General features: G+C 68.3%; 11 protein-coding genes. 5 read left to right on the top strand and 6 right to left on the bottom strand.

The annotated features are described in order from the left end of the window. A partial coding sequence (gene mrdA / locus VGI62_RS20925) for a penicillin-binding protein 2 (protein WP_331506514.1) occupies positions 1 to 1,879 on the top strand: 1,879 nt, incomplete at its 5' end. After that, positions 1,876 to 3,030, top strand: a complete 1,155-nt coding sequence (gene rodA / locus VGI62_RS20920; RefSeq protein ID WP_331506513.1) for a rod shape-determining protein RodA — start codon at positions 1,876 to 1,878, stop codon at positions 3,028 to 3,030. The genes mrdA and rodA, both read left to right, overlap by 4 nt. A 24-nt stretch (positions 3,031 to 3,054) precedes the next feature. Here the strand turns inward: rodA and VGI62_RS20915 are convergent, their stop codons facing one another. The 3 genes from VGI62_RS20915 to VGI62_RS20905 form a co-directional block, all read right to left on the bottom strand. After that, positions 3,055 to 3,459: a CHRD domain-containing protein gene (locus VGI62_RS20915; protein ID WP_331506512.1), complete on the bottom strand. Its 405-nt coding sequence runs from the start codon at positions 3,457 to 3,459 to the stop codon at positions 3,055 to 3,057. Between the two features lie 80 nt (positions 3,460 to 3,539). Continuing rightward, a complete protein-coding gene (gene pip, locus VGI62_RS20910) occupies positions 3,540 to 4,532 on the bottom strand; it encodes a prolyl aminopeptidase (protein ID WP_331506511.1) in 993 nt (330 codons plus the stop codon). Positions 4,533 to 4,540: 8 nt separating this feature from the next. Beyond that, a complete protein-coding gene (locus VGI62_RS20905; RefSeq protein ID WP_331506510.1) occupies positions 4,541 to 5,521 on the bottom strand; it encodes an alpha/beta hydrolase in 981 nt (326 codons plus the stop codon). 108 nt (positions 5,522 to 5,629) lie between these two features. Here VGI62_RS20905 and VGI62_RS20900 point away from each other — a divergent pair, with 108 nt between their 5' ends. Next, complete coding sequence (locus tag VGI62_RS20900; protein ID WP_331506509.1) at positions 5,630 to 6,844, top strand: multidrug effflux MFS transporter; 1,215 nt, start codon at positions 5,630 to 5,632, stop codon at positions 6,842 to 6,844. Here the strand turns inward: VGI62_RS20900 and VGI62_RS20895 are convergent. Genes VGI62_RS20895 through VGI62_RS20885 form a run of 3 tightly spaced genes read right to left on the bottom strand, consistent with a single transcriptional unit; the run spans position 6,841 to position 9,946 of the window. Further along, a complete protein-coding gene (locus tag VGI62_RS20895) occupies positions 6,841 to 7,218 on the bottom strand; it encodes a DUF423 domain-containing protein (RefSeq protein ID WP_331506508.1) in 378 nt (125 codons plus the stop codon). The two genes, VGI62_RS20900 and VGI62_RS20895, sit on opposite strands and share 4 nt — an antisense overlap. Beyond that, a complete protein-coding gene (locus VGI62_RS20890) occupies positions 7,218 to 8,648 on the bottom strand; it encodes an amidase (RefSeq protein ID WP_331506507.1) in 1,431 nt (476 codons plus the stop codon). The genes VGI62_RS20895 and VGI62_RS20890 overlap by 1 nt, the downstream gene beginning before the upstream one ends. A 5-nt stretch (positions 8,649 to 8,653) precedes the next feature. After that, complete coding sequence (locus VGI62_RS20885; RefSeq protein WP_331506506.1) at positions 8,654 to 9,946, bottom strand: aminotransferase class III-fold pyridoxal phosphate-dependent enzyme; 1,293 nt, start codon at positions 9,944 to 9,946, stop codon at positions 8,654 to 8,656. A gap of 83 nt (positions 9,947 to 10,029) precedes the next feature. On the opposite strand from VGI62_RS20885, the gene VGI62_RS20880 reads away from it, so the two are divergent. Both VGI62_RS20880 and VGI62_RS20875 read left to right on the top strand, forming a co-directional pair. Next, positions 10,030 to 11,193: an MFS transporter gene (locus VGI62_RS20880; protein ID WP_331506505.1), complete on the top strand. Its 1,164-nt coding sequence runs from the start codon at positions 10,030 to 10,032 to the stop codon at positions 11,191 to 11,193. Positions 11,194 to 11,205: 12 nt separating this feature from the next. Further along, positions 11,206 to 11,958, top strand: a complete 753-nt coding sequence (locus VGI62_RS20875; RefSeq protein ID WP_331506504.1) for an N-acyl homoserine lactonase family protein — start codon at positions 11,206 to 11,208, stop codon at positions 11,956 to 11,958. Positions 11,959 to 11,974 lie beyond the last annotated feature (16 nt).

Here is an 11,974-nt window from a genome sequence, read left to right as displayed (position 1 = left end):
CGTGGGTCTCTTGGCGCTCGGCGGGCGTCTGGCGCATCTGCAGCTGATCGAGACCCAGCGCTACGAGAAGCTGTCGGCGTCGAACCAGTTCAACTTCAAGCTGACGCCGCCGCCGCGCGGGCTGATCGTCGACCGCAACGGAGTCGTGTTGGCGTCCAACCGGCCGAACTTCCGGCTGATGGTGGCCAAGGACAAGGGGATCGATCCCGCCCAGACCCTGAAGACCCTGGCCGAGTTCGTGCCGCTGGATGACAGCCGCCAGGCGCGGCTGCTGAAGGACATCGCCAATGCGCCGCGCCGCTCACCGGTGCAGATCATGGAAGACATGAGCTGGGAGCAGTTCAGCGCGATCAACATCCGCGCCCCGGAGCTGCCCGGCGTCACCGCTGATATGGGCGAGGTCAGGGTCTATCCCTACGGCGGGGCTTTCGCCCACGTGATTGGCTACGTGGCCAAGGTCAACAAGAGCGACCTGACGCCCACCGGCCCCAACGCCGACCCGATCCTCCTGAACCCCGGCTTCCGGATCGGCCGGCAGGGCGTTGAGCAGGCCTTCGACCTGCCGCTTCGCGGCAAGCCAGGCGCCCAGAAGGTCGAGGTCGACGCCAACGGCCACGAGGTCTCCGCCGACCCGGCCGGCGACATCAAGGCGATCCCCGGCCAGGAGATCGTGCTGACGCTGGACTCCGACATCCAGAACCGCGCCATGGAGGTGTTTGGTGAGGAGAGTGGGGCGGCGGTGATGATGGACTGCCGCAACGGCGACATCCTGTGCATGTTCTCCGGCCCCAGCTTCGACGCCAACCGCTTCGTACGCGGACTGACCGGGGCGGAATACCGGGCGCTTGCGCAGTACGACCACAAGCCGCTTTTCAACAAGGCGCTCACCGCCACCTATCCGCCGGGCTCGACTTTCAAGACCATGGTCGCCCTGGCGGCGCTGGAGAACGGCTACGACCCAAGGACCGTGCACGTCTGCGGCAAGGCCTGGGCCTGGGGCGGACGGGTCTGGCACTGCGACGAGGCGCACGGCGCGCTCGACCTGAAGATGGCGATCGCCAAGTCCTGCGACATCTATTTCTACCAGTGCGCGCTGGCCGTCGGGCCGGACAAGATCGCCAAGGTCGCGCGCGGCTTTGGCCTGGGGGAAATCTTCGACATCGGCATCCCCGGCCAGAAACAGGGACTGGTCCCCGACACCGCCTACAAACGCCGCGCCTTCCCGCACGACCCTGTATGGCATCCTGGCGAGACGCCCAGCATGGGCATCGGTCAAGGCTACACCCACTTGAATCCGCTGCAGCTGTGCGTGCAGGCCTCGCGGCTGGCCAACGGGCGCAAGGCCCTGCATCCGCGTCTCGTCCAGTCCATCGGAGGCGTTCAGCAGCCGTCAGGCGCAGCCTTTGGCGACCTGCCGTTCAGCGACGAGCACATCGACTTCGTCCGCAACGCCATGGTCGCGGTGACCACCTCCGGCACCGCCGCCGCCTACGGCGACCTCGGCCTTGGCGATATCCGGATGGCCGGCAAGACCGGCACGGCGCAGGCCTTCAACTACGCGAGCGGCCACGGCGTGCATGGTGTCCACGGTGAATGGAAGTATCGCGACCACGCCTGGTTCATCGCCTTCGCGCCGGCCGATGCGCCGCGCTATGCGATGAGCGTTCTGGTCGAACACGGCGGCTTCGGCGCGGGTGCGGCTGCGCCCCGGGCGCGCGAGATCATGCGCACGGCCTTGCTCAAGGACCCCGAGATCCGCGCGCGGGTCGAAAAGCCGCTGCCGATGCCCGAGATTCCGGCGACGCAGACAGACCCTGACGTCGTCGATCCAGCCCCGCCGGGCGACCCCACAGCACCGACTGGGACCCCAACGACATGACCGTCTCGGCCCTCACCCGCCCCGGCGAGCGCGACCGGCTGATCGTCAAGATCGGGGAGATCGACTGGATCTTCTGCCTCACCGTCACGCTGATCGCCGGCGCCGGCGCGGTGATGCTGTTCTCGATCGCAGGCTCGTCCTGGATGCCCTGGGCGGCGCCGCATCTGGCGCGCTACGCCGTCTTCTTCGTGATCATGATCGTGCTCAGCCTCATCGACCTGCGGGTCTGGTTCGTGTTGGCATATCCCCTCTACGGCCTGGCGTTTTTGCTGCTCATCGCCGTCGACCTGGTGGGGCACCATGCGCTCGGCGCGCAGCGCTGGCTGCAGGCCGGCCCGATCACCATCCAGCCTTCCGAGATCATGAAGATAGGGCTGGTTCTGGCGCTGGCGCGCTTCTACCACGGCCTGTCGGGCAAGAGCGCCCAGCTCTCCTGGTGGCTGTTGGTCCCGGCGATCCTGATCCTTGCGCCCGTCGCCCTGGTCGCCAAGGAGCCCGATCTCGGGACGGCTCTGCTGATGCTGATGACCGGCGCGATCGTGGTGATCCTGGCGGGGTTATCCTGGCGGCTGATCGCGGCCGGCCTGCTGGGCGTTGTCCTGCTCGTGCCGCCGGCGATCATGTTCGGCATGCATGACTATCAGAGGAAGCGGTTGACCACCTTCCTCGATCCGGAGAACGATCCCTCGGGCTCGGGCTACCACATCCTGCAATCGAAGATCGCCCTGGGGTCCGGCGGCCTCCTGGGCAAGGGCTACGGTCTGGGCTCGCAAAGCCAGCTCAATTTCCTGCCGGAGAAGCAGACCGACTTCATCTTCGCCACGCTCGCCGAGGAGTTCGGATTCGTAGGGTGCGTCTCGATCCTGGCGCTCTACGCCGCGGTGATCTTCATGGCGCTGCGGACCGCCTACCTGTCGCACAGCCATTTCGGCCGGCTGGCCGCGGCGGGCGTGACGGCGACCTTCGCCCTTTATGTCCTGATCAACGGCTCGATGGTGATGGGTCTGGCGCCGGTCGTGGGCGTTCCGATGCCGCTGCTCTCCTACGGCGGCACGGTGATGCTGACGGTCATGGTGGGCTTCGGTCTGGTGATGGCCGTGCGCGTGCACCGCTATTCCGAGGTCACCAGCGGCAAGGGCTCGCTGCTCTAGGCGAACGAGCCCCGCCATCGGGCCTCACTTCGCCTGCATGAGCGTCCCGCGGATCTCGCCGTTCTTGTTCGCGGCGGTGTGGATGTTGAAGTACCACTTGCCCGCATTGAGGTCGGCGATCTGCGCGTCGGTGAGCGTCGCCGTGCCCTTGATCGGGCTAGGACCGGCGACCGCGGCCACCACGGGGGGGCCATCGCCGCCGGGTGTGGCGGCGTTGTGGAAGTGAGCCGCCACCGGCGGTCCGGTCAGGTCCTTGAAGCTGGCCGAATAGGTGAAGGTCTTGCCGTCGAGCATGGCCTCGACTTCACCGGTCCCCTTGACGCCCGCGGCTCCCGCCAGCTTAGCGCTGTAGTGGGACATCTGCGCCGAGGCGGCGCTTGCAACCAGCAGACCGACAGCAGCGGCCGCGGCGAAAAGCGTATGACGCATTGGTATTCCTCCCTTGGCTCCGGGACGCGCCCGGTTCGCCGGGAGGTTGCGCCGCGTGACGTCAACGCGCAACCGGTGTCTCAGATCGCGAGCGCCTGATCGGCGGCGCGCACGAGGGCGTCAACAATCCCCGGCTCGGTGGAGGCGTGGCCGGCGTCCCACACCACCTCGAAGCGTGCGTCGGGCCAGGCGCCCTTCAGCTTCCAGGCCGCCTCCATGGGTGTCACCACGTCGAAGCGGCCCTGCACGATCCAGCCCGGAATGTGTTTCAGCTTGTGGGCGTTCTTGAGGATCCAGCCTTCCTCGGGGAAGAAGCCGTGGTTGGCGAAGAAGTGGCACTCGATGCGGGCGAAGGCGATGGCGAAGTCGATCTCGTTGAACTTCGAGGGCCTGGCCTCGGGGCCGCGGATCGAGATGGTGTCGCCTTCCCACTGGCTCCACGCCGCGGCGGCTTCCGCCTGAACGCGCCGCTCCGGATGGGTCAGGCGCTTGTGGTAGGCGCCGATCATATCGTGGCGCTCCGCAAGGGGGATCGGCGCGCAAAAGCGGGTCCAGGCGTCGGGGAACATCATGCAGGCGCCATCCTGATAGAACCAGGAGAGCTCACGCTGGGTGAGCAGGAACACGCCCCGAAGGATCAGGCTCTCGACGCGTTCGGGGTGCTTGATCGCGTAGGCCAGCGCCAGCGTAGATCCCCACGATCCGCCGAACACGCACCACTTTTCGATCCCCAGATGCTCGCGCAGCCGCTCGATGTCCTGGATCAGGGTCCAGGTGGTGTTCTCCTCGAGGCTGGCGTTGGGTCGGCTCTTGCCGCAGCCTCGCTGGTCGAACAGCGTCATGCGCCACTTCGCCGGGTCGAAGAAGCGTCGCATGGTCGGGTTGATGGCGCCGCCGGGGCCGCCGTGCAGGATCACGCAAGGCTTGCCGTTCGGTGCGCCGCACTGCTCGTAGAAGACTTCATGCACGCCGTCGGCGGGCAACCACCCGGAGGCGAACGGCTCGTTGTCCGCAAATAGTCCGCGACGGTTGGCGGCGGTTGAGACGACGGGAGGCGGCGTGCTGCGTTCCATGCCCTAATCTACTTCGGGAAACGCCTGTCCAGCCAGTCAAGGATGAGCCGGTTCACCTCCTGCGGCTTTTCCTGCTGGGTCCAGTGGCCGGAACCGGCCACCATGTGCATCTCCAGGTCGCCGATCATGCCAGGCATGCCCTCCGCCATGGCCGGCGACAGGACCGCGTCCTTCTCGGCGGTGATCATCAGGCAGGGCAGGTCGTCGATCCGCGCCGGCAAGCCCTCTGAACGCTCCCAGTTGCGGGTGAAGTTGCGGTACCAGTTGACGCCGCCGGTGAACCCGGTGCGCTCGAAGGACTCCACGAAGGCGGCCAGTTCCTGAGGCGTCAAAAGCTGGTTGCCGGTGTCCGAAGCGTCCCAGGCCTGCAGAAGAGCCTTGAAGGCGAAGGTCGATCCGCCCTCCGCCGGCTCGGCCGCCGCGGCCAGCGCCGCGGGCCTTCTCATGAAGAAGCGCATGGTCTTTTCGACGTCGGCCGACAGCACCTGGTCGGCGTCGCCGGGGTTCTGGAACCAGACGATGTACATATCGGGTCCGAAACGCATGCGCATCAGGCCGATGGGGTCCGCCGGCGCACGCGGCATGAAGGGCGTGTTGAGGCCGATGACGCCGGCCACCCGTTCGCGGTGCATAAGCGCCATCTGCCACACCACGATCCCGCCCCAGTCATGGCCGCAGAAGATCGCCTTCTCGACGCCCAGGTGATCCAGCAGGCCGACAAGATCACCGGTCAGATGCTCCATGTCGTAGTCGCTGACCGCCTCCGGCCGTGAGGTCAGGCCGTAGCCGCGCTGGTCCGGCGCGACGACCCAGCGTCCGGCGGCTTCGAAGGCCTTGAGCTGGTGGCGCCAGGAGAAGGCAAGCTCGGGGAAGCCGTGGCAGAAGATGATCGGGACGCCCTCGCGGGGGCCGGCTTCGTAGTAGGCCATTTCGATGCCGTTGACGGCGGCGTGTCTGACGGGCGGCATCTGGCTTTCAAGCGCGGACATGACGGGGCTCCCTCTTGATCGGCAGCTTTGCAGCAAATGGCCGCCGGCGGAACGGGGAAGACGGGAACCGGGGAAGACAGCGTCGGCAAAGCCGCTAAGAAGGCCGGCATGATCGCCGGCCACGAGCCTGAACGTACACCCTGGGGGCTGGTGGTGCTCTTGGGCGCGCTGACCGCCATGGGCCCGCTCGCCATCGACATGTACCTGCCGAGCCTGCCTGCGATCTCGGTCAGTCTGCGGGCCTCGGCCGGCCAGGCGCAGGCGACGGTCTCGGCGTTCCTGGCGGGCATGGCGGTGGGACAACTCTTCTACGGGCCGGCCTCCGATAGGCTGGGCCGCCGGCCGCCGATCCTCCTGGGCACGGTGATCTACATCGCAGCCTCCGTGGGCTGCGCACTGGCGCTATCGCCGGCGATGCTGATCGGCGCCCGTTTCATGCAGGCCCTGGGAGCCTGCGCCGGAGGCGTCGTGGCCCGCGCCGTGGTCCGTGACCGCTTCGGCCATACCGAGACGGCCCGAATGCTCTCCCTCCTGATGCTGATCATGGGCCTGGCGCCCATCCTGGCGCCCCTGCTCGGCGGGGCGTTGCTGGGGTTCGGCGGCTGGCGGCTGAATTTCTGGTTCATGGCCGCCTTCGGCGTGGCGGTGGGCCTGGCAGGGTTCCGGCGGCTGAAGGAGAGCCGTTCAGAGGAAACGACCGCGCACGCAGCGACCGAGGGGCCGGTGCAGGCCTATCTGGCGCTCCTACGCGAGCCCAGACTTCTGGGCTACGCGCTGGCCGGGGCGCTGAACGGCGCGACACTGTTCACCTATATCGCCTCGTCGCCGGATCTCTTGATCAAGACCTACGGCATCGCCCCGTCCGCCTTCGGCTGGGTGTTCGGGGCGAACGCGGTGGGTATCATCGGCGGCAATCAGGTGAACCGTCTTCTGCTCAGGCGCTTTACGCCCGACCAGGTGCTGGCCCGCTCCAGCTTCATAGCCGTCGGCGTCGCGGTCCTGCTGTTGGTCGCCGCGGTGAGCGGCGTCGGTGAGCGTTGGAGCGTGCTCCCGCTGCTCCTGGCGCTGCTCTCCACCTACGGTTTCCTGCAGGGCAACACCATGGCCGGGGCGCTCAACGTCGACCCGCGCCGCGCGGGCGCGATCTCGGCGCTGATGGGGGCGGTCTCCTTCGGAATGGGGGCGCTCGCCTCGGCCGCCGCCGGCGTGCTGCACGACGGGACCCCCAGGCCGATGGCGGTTGTCATGCTGGTCGCGCTGACGGGCTCGGCGGCGGCGTTGCACCTCCTTGCCTTGCCCAAGAAGGCGAAGGCGGGCGCTTAGTCTGCCGCGAGCCCGCGAGCCGCCCAGCCCAGCACCGCCCAGCCGGCCAGGAAGCAGAGCCCTCCGATCGGCGTCACCGCGCCGAGCCACCGCGGGGCGCCCAGCGCCATGGCGAAGAGGGAGCCGCAGAAGAGGACGACGCCCGCGAGGAAGAAGGCCGGGGCGAAGCGCGCGCGCCTGGCGCCCATCTGCTGGACGGCCACGGCCGCAAAGGCCGCCAGGCAGTGGATGAAGCCGTAGAGAGAACCGGTCCTCAGGAGCTCCTGCGCCCGCGGGTCGGCCACGCCGTGCGCGGCGAATGCTCCAAAAGCCACCGAGGCGAACCCGCCCGCGGCCGCCACGGTCAGCCAGTTTCGGCGGCTCCAGACATTCATCAGCCCCAGACCTGCGGCCGGCGGTCCTTCCAGGGCGCTTCCTTCTCGAGTTGAGCGGCGAGGCGGAAGAGGGTCGCCTCGTCGGCGTAGCGGCCGGAGAACATCATGCCGATCGGCAGTCCGTTTGCGTCCTGCTCCAGGGGCAGCGACATCGACGGCTGGCCGGAGAAATTGAACGGCGGGGTGAAGGGGAAGGTCCGGCCCTGGCGGCGGTTCACCTCACGCGGCTCCAGGTTCACAGGATCGATGAAGCCGATCGCGGGCACCGGCGTCCCAAGGACCGGCGTCAGGTAGACGTCGATGTCCTCGAAGAAGGCGAGCGTCTTACGGTTCAGCATCCGCGTCTCCTGCAAGGAGCGCATCACGTCCGCACCAGTCTCGCGTCGGCCGGCCTTCAGCGAGGCCCAGGTCAGGGGCTCAAGCTCGTCTTCCTCCGGTTCGCGGCCCACCTGCTCGATCAGGCGCGCCATGCCGGCGGCGAAGTTGGCCGCCGCGGCCGCAGCTCGCGAGGCGAAGAGCGCGCGATAGTCTATGCCGAGACCCTTCTCGATCACCTCGTGGCCGAGGCCCTTCAGCAGCGCGGCGGTGCGTTCGAGGGCGGCCTGGATCTCGGGCTCGATCGGGCGGCCGGAGGGTGTCTCGCAGGACCACGCGATCCGCAGCTTGCCGGGGCCGCGCTGGACCTCGTCCACGTAGGGCCGCTCCTTGGGCGGCGCCGGGTAGGGCGAGCCGGGCTCGGCATAGCCGGTGGCGTCGAGCATGGCGGCGCTGTCGCGCACCGTACGCGTGACGACGTGGTCGACCACGTTGCCGAGCGCGTAGTCGTAGCCGTCGGGCAGGTTCGGGTTGCGGTCTCGGGTGACCTTCAGGCCGACCAGGCCGCAGCAGGCGGCCGGGATGCGGATCGAGCCCAGGCCGTCGGAAGCATGCGCCATGGGCACGATCCCTGCCGCGACCGCGGAGGCCGCGCCCCCGGAGGAGCCGCCGGCGATATGACCGGGGTTCCAGGGGTTGCGGCACGCGCCCAGCTGGGCGCTCTCCGTCGTCCCGGTGATGCCGTACTCGGGGGTGTTGGTCTTGCCGAGCGGGATCACGCCGGACTGGCGATAGCGCCGGGTCAGGCCGCCATCCTCGGTGTCCACGACCTCCCTGGCGAAGCGGCTTCCGGAGGTTCGCGGCCAGCCGGCGACCGGCATCGCAAGGTCCTTGATGAGGAACGGCACGCCGCGGAACGGCCCCTCGGCAAGCTCACCTTTCGCCCGGCGGCGAGCGTCGTCGTAGCCCTTGTAGACCACGGCGTTCAGGATCGGATTGTGCCGTTCGATCCGCTCGATCGCGGCCTCGACCAGCTCCAGCGGCGTCACCGCGCGCTTGCCGACCAGTTCGGCGAGCCCCAGGCCGTCGTAGCCGGCGTATTCGGGCATTTCCATCGCCGCTACCTCGTTCCGCCGGTGGTCAGGAAAGCCAGCTTCTCGACCGGCGCCAGGCCCGGCGCCTGCAGTCTCAGCGCGCCGAAAGCGGCTTCGGCGGCGTCGAGCGCGGCCTCGATGTCCGCCTCGCTCATGGCCGCGCAAAGGAACATGTTGTGCCAGGGATGCACGTAGACGCCTCGCTCCAGCATCTGGCTCGAGAAGTAGAAGCCCTTGCGCAGGTCCGGGTCGTCGTCGAACAGGAAGAGCGGCATGGTGACCGGTCCGGTCTGGCGCAGTGAGAAGCCCGCCGCCGAGGCCCGTTCCGCCAGGCCCGCGCGCAGCCGTTCGCCCAGCGCGGTGATCCGCTCCAGGTAGTCGGTCTCGCGGACGAGCCTAAGCGTCTCCAGCGCCGCGGCCATCGGGGCGGCCTGATACCAGAAGGATCCGGTGACAAAGATCGAGGCGGCCGCCTTGCGCGCCTTGTCGGAGCCTAACAGCGCCGAAAGGCCATGGCCGTTGGCGATGCACTTGCCCCAGGTCGACAGGTCCGGCTGCACTCCGATCTTCGACCACGAACAGTCGCGGGCGAGCCGCAGGCCTGCGCGCACGTCATCCACCACCAGGAGCGCCCCGGATGCGTCGCAAAGCTCGCGCGCACGCCTCGCGTAGGCGGGGAGCGGCTCGGCCTGGTCGATGAACGCATCGTGCTTGAAGGGCGCTGCGAAGACGCAGGCAAGGTCGTCTCCGGCCTGGGCCACGGCGGCCTCCAGGCTGGCGACATCGTTGTAATCGCAAAGGATCTGGTGCGCGCGGTCGGCCTCGGTGGTGCCGGCGGGGCGGGGCACGCACCAGGGTGCGGCGCCATGGTAGGCGCCCCTCGCGCGGACCACGACCTTGCGGCGGGTGTGGGCCCGCGCGGTGGTCAGCGCCATGGTCGTGGCGTCCGTGCCGTTTTTGCAGAACATCGCCCAGTCGGCGTGGCTGACCATGGCGACGAAAGTCTCGGCGAGTTCGACCATCAGGGCCGTCGGGCCGGTCATGGTGTCGCCCAGGCCGAGCTGGCGGACGTAGGCCGCATCGATCTGCGGATTGGCGTAGCCGAACAGGTTCGGGCCGTAGGCGCACATGAAGTCGAGATAGCGGCGGCCGTCGACGTCCCAGATGTGGGCGCCCTCGCCCCGCTCGAAGAACTGCGGATAATCCTCAGGAAGGAGGCCGGTCGACTGATGGCCATACATCCCGCCTGGAATGACCGCCTCGGCGCGGGCGCGAAGCTCGCCGTCGCGGCTGTTCGCGCGGCTGTCGGTGCGGGCCATGGGGGACGCCTCCATTATCGGTGTTCAGACATTACGCGCCCGCCCGCGCGCAGCAACCGCGACTCCGTGTAAAGCCGCCGATCATGCCGCTCACCGTGCGCCTGGGCCTGTTCTATGGGGCCATCTTCATCGGCACGGGAGCCAGTTCGCCCTATCTGCCGGTGTGGTTCGCCCACCACGGCCTCTCGGGCAGCCGTATCGGCCTCATCCTGTCGTTGCCCATGCTGGCCAGGGCGTTTACGGCGCCGCTGCTGGCGGTCTGGGCCGACAGCTTCAAGCTGCGGCGCACCGCGCTCGCGCTGCTCTCGGTGGCGGTGACGATCGCCTACGTGCTGATGGCCCTGCCGCTGGGCTTTGCCTGGTGGGCCGTGGTCTGGTTCGCGGCCTCCTCGATGTATTCGACCCTGTCGCCGCTGGCCGATGTCATCGTCCTGGCGCGGGCCCGACGCGACGGTTTCAACTTCGGCTGGCCGCGCGGCATCGGCTCGGCGGCCTTCATCGTCGGGAACCTCGGGATGGGGGCGATCCTGGCGCGGGGATCCTCAGACCTCGTCCTGGTGTGGATGGTCGCCGCCGTCGCGCTCACCGCGTTCGCCGCGCGTTTCATGCTGCCGCCCGACCCGGTCCACGAAGGCGGCGACGCCATCGCCTTCTCCGAGCGGATGGCGGGACTGGGCAGCCTGCTGCGCGACCCGGCGTTCATGGTCGCTGTCGTCTCGGCCGGCCTGATCCAGTCCGCCCACGCCTTCTACTACGGCTTCTCGACCCTGGCCTGGAAGCGGGAAGGGATCGCCGAGGACGTGACCGGTGTGCTCTGGGCGGTAGGGGTCTCAGCCGAGATCGGCTTCATGTGGTTCCTGGAGCCCTGGCGGCGGCGGGTCGGGGCGCGCAACCTGTTGATGCTGGGCGGAGCCGGCGCGGTGCTCCGCTGGACGGCCCTGGCTTTTTCGCCGCCGCTATGGGCGCTTTTTCCGCTGCAGACGCTGCACGCCTTGAGCTACGCCGCGACGTTCCTGGCGTCGGTCCAGCTGGCCGAACGGCTTTCCACCGCGCGGACCGCCTCGGCGGCGCAGACGCTGAACTCGGCGCTCTCGGGCGGTGTGCTCAGCGGGCTCGCCACCATGGCCTCTGGCCCTCTGTTCGACCGGTTCGGCTCGCGCGGCTATCTTCTGATGTCGGCGATGTGCGTGATTGGCCTTGTGGGCGCAGCGCGTCTCTACGGCATCCGCCGGCTCGACCCGGCCTGAAGGAGACGGAGCATGCGTCTGTTCGGATGTGTCTGCGGCCAGTTTCACAGTCCCGCAGAGGGGCTCGGCATGACCGGGGGCCGGGTCCAGGTGCCCGTGCCCTTCTACGTGATCGAGCATCCCGAAGGCGTGACGCTCTTCGACTGCGGCCTGCACGCGGCGCTGGAAGACCCGCAGGATCGCTACCGCCAGGCTTTGCAGAGCCAGGACCTCGACGTCACGTTCGCAGCGCAGGACACGGTGACAAGCCACCTGCAGCGGCTGGATATCGATCCGGATCGCGTCCGCTACGTCGTGCTTTCGCATCTGCATTTCGACCACGCGGGCGGACTGCACCAGGTCCCGAACGCAACCCTTGTCGTTCAGCGGACGGAATGGGCCGCCGGCTTCGACGATGAGTTGGCTTCCCGATATTTCCTTGCGAAGCGGTTCTTCGACCTCGGTCATCAGCTGCGACTGATCGACGGAGAGCACGACCTGTTCGGCGACGGCTGCGTCACCTGCACGCCCAGTCCAGGCCATACGCCGGGCCACCAGTCCCTGCGGGTGCGAAGCGCGGCGGGCGACCACATCCTGGTCAGCGACGCCTGCTACAACAGCCAGGTCGTCGAGAGCCGGAACTTCCCCGACTTTTCAGACCACCCCGCAATGAACCGCTCCCTTGACGCGCTTTTGGCCCTGCGAGGCCCCGGGACGGTGATGATCTTCGGCCATGATCCGGCCCAGTGGGGTGACCAGGCGCTCCTGCCCAGCCTGCGGAGCTGACCTAGGGATAGCCTTG

Source organism: Phenylobacterium sp., from assembly GCF_036495085.1.
Taxonomy (GTDB): domain Bacteria; phylum Pseudomonadota; class Alphaproteobacteria; order Caulobacterales; family Caulobacteraceae; genus Phenylobacterium.
This window is presented reverse-complemented; position numbering and strand designations above follow the sequence as displayed.

Bases quoted from the DNA above. Each gene is read 5' to 3' on its own strand.
- rodA (WP_331506513.1), top strand. From the start codon at position 1,876: ATGACCGTCTCGGCCCTCACCCGCCCCGGCGAGCGCGACCGGCTGATC.
- VGI62_RS20915 (WP_331506512.1), bottom strand. From the start codon at position 3,459: ATGCGTCATACGCTTTTCGCCGCGGCCGCTGCTGTCGGTCTGCTGGTT.
- pip (WP_331506511.1), bottom strand. From the start codon at position 4,532: ATGGAACGCAGCACGCCGCCTCCCGTCGTCTCAACCGCCGCCAACCGT.
- VGI62_RS20905 (WP_331506510.1), bottom strand. From the start codon at position 5,521: ATGTCCGCGCTTGAAAGCCAGATGCCGCCCGTCAGACACGCCGCCGTC.
- VGI62_RS20900 (WP_331506509.1), top strand. From the start codon at position 5,630: ATGATCGCCGGCCACGAGCCTGAACGTACACCCTGGGGGCTGGTGGTG.
- VGI62_RS20895 (WP_331506508.1), bottom strand. From the start codon at position 7,218: ATGAATGTCTGGAGCCGCCGAAACTGGCTGACCGTGGCGGCCGCGGGC.
- VGI62_RS20890 (WP_331506507.1), bottom strand. From the start codon at position 8,648: ATGGAAATGCCCGAATACGCCGGCTACGACGGCCTGGGGCTCGCCGAA.
- VGI62_RS20885 (WP_331506506.1), bottom strand. From the start codon at position 9,946: ATGGCCCGCACCGACAGCCGCGCGAACAGCCGCGACGGCGAGCTTCGC.
- VGI62_RS20880 (WP_331506505.1), top strand. From the start codon at position 10,030: ATGCCGCTCACCGTGCGCCTGGGCCTGTTCTATGGGGCCATCTTCATC.
- VGI62_RS20875 (WP_331506504.1), top strand. From the start codon at position 11,206: ATGCGTCTGTTCGGATGTGTCTGCGGCCAGTTTCACAGTCCCGCAGAG.